This is a genomic window from Vibrio minamisatsumaniensis, assembly GCF_050337445.1.
Taxonomy (GTDB): domain Bacteria; phylum Pseudomonadota; class Gammaproteobacteria; order Enterobacterales; family Vibrionaceae; genus Vibrio; species Vibrio artabrorum.
On the sequence record NZ_JAKJSY010000163.1, the window covers coordinates 1 to 1714 of the forward strand.

Below are 1714 nucleotides of genomic sequence, written 5' to 3' on the forward strand. Positions count from 1 at the left end.
GCTCTTCAGCTTGCTCTGCCAATAATCGTTTGAGTTTGGCATTTTCAGTGGCGAGCTCCCTTTCTCTATCGCTGATTTTCGCATCTTTTTTGACGGCTTTACGCCACCCATAAATTTGAGATTCATATAGCGAAAGCTGTCGTGCGGCAGCAGAGACACCGACTTTCTCTGCTAACTTAAGCGCTTCGGCTTTAAATTCAGGAGCATGTTTGATTCGTGTTTTCTTAGTTGTCATTGTTCACCTCGTTAGTGATTGTACTCACTTAACTCGGTGTCCAAAACTTCTGGTGCGGATCACTTAAAGGAAAAGCAGCGTTATCAACAACAGGTATATAAACTTAGTGTATTGATGCAAATGTTTCCTTTGTATTTCTCAGATGAAGTCACAAGTAAAGTTCCAGTTATCCACGCCGCACTCGATAAAAATAACGAAAAGTTATTCGAACTCAGTACGTATGAGGTGACAGGTAAGTACCTTGATACTGAGGCAACGGTGTACTTTGAGCGCGAAATGGAAACCTCTCCAGATTTTGAGAAAGCAAGAACTGAAGTTATTGATGCAATGCTTCGAGAAATCCAAAATTCCGAGAAGTCTTTGTACCGAAGTGCAAGGTAACACGTGCATAACAATCTGTTTAAGAGTGATTCGCAACGCGTGGCATTTTTACTATGCGTTGGTCTTAGTGTTTAAGGTGGTATGCAGGGAACTTCGGTATTGCGTTGCTCACTACTTAGCTTAGCGTTATGCGATTTAAGCGATACATATGGAGAATGTAATGATTGTATATGGAGATTTGCAGTCTGGTAACTGCTTGAAAGTAAAATTATTATTGTCGTTTCTGGAAATTGAGCATGAATGGAAACACGTCAATATCTTGGAAAAAGAAACACAAACAGACGAATTTTTAGCCTTAAACCCTAATGGAAAAATACCAACCGTAGTTTTTGACAATGGGCAGGTTTTGAGTGAATCCAATGCAATATTAAGTTATTTCGCTGAAAACACGGTTTTTTACCCCAAACTCGCTTTGAAAAAGCAAAAGTGTTCGAGTGGCTTTTCTTCGAGCAATATTCCCATGAGCCTTATATTGCAGTAGCTCGTTTCATACAGAAATATCAGGGTATGCCAGAAGACCGAATTGATGAGTATCATTCTCTTCAATCTGGAGGCAATAAAGCCCTACAGATTATGGAATCACAGTTAGGTAAATCATCATTCTTAGTTGGTGACGGCATAACCATCGCAGACATAGCTCTGTATGCTTACACTCACGTCGCACATGAAGGTGGCTTTAGCCTTAATGACTATCCAAATATTGTTCAATGGTTGGGCAGAGTTTCGTTAATGAAAGGCTATGTGGGCATGGCGTAACCATCGCATAACAAAGCGTTTAAGACAGATTCCCAACGCATGGCATTTTTTATTCCATCGTTGAGTTCAGTGTTTACGGTGGTATGGTTGAGTTTCGTGCTAGCGTTGCTCACTACTTAACGCGGCTACATGGATTCCCCCGGTTGTCAAACATCCGCTAAACTTATGTTGATGGGTTTTGGACTGCCGCTCTACATTCGGCCTACTTATCGACGATTCGCATACGTCGTGGCCCTGATGACTTGCGCGACTGCGGTGCCTTATTCGTTAGATGACATCTAGTGTGTCCGCCGCATTAACAGGCTCTCCGCAAGTGGTCTTAACCTATCGCCATCATTAGCG

At 42.0% G+C, this 1714-nt stretch carries 2 protein-coding genes and 1 pseudogene; 2 read left to right on the top strand and 1 reads right to left on the bottom strand.

Features of this window, described 5'->3' with window-relative positions:
• A partial coding sequence (locus L4B77_RS19865; protein ID WP_429750147.1) for a transposase occupies positions 1-235 on the bottom strand: 235 nt, incomplete at its 3' end.
• Between the two features lie 114 nt (positions 236-349).
• On the opposite strand from L4B77_RS19865, the gene L4B77_RS19870 reads away from it, so the two are divergent.
• Both L4B77_RS19870 and L4B77_RS19875 read left to right on the top strand, forming a co-directional pair.
• The gene (locus L4B77_RS19870) at positions 350-616 is read left to right on the top strand and encodes a hypothetical protein (protein WP_429752583.1); all 267 of its coding nucleotides are present in this window, start codon (positions 350-352) and stop codon (positions 614-616) included.
• A gap of 160 nt (positions 617-776) precedes the next feature.
• Positions 777-1372 (top strand): annotated as a pseudogene (locus tag L4B77_RS19875) (glutathione S-transferase family protein).
• Positions 1373-1714 lie beyond the last annotated feature (342 nt).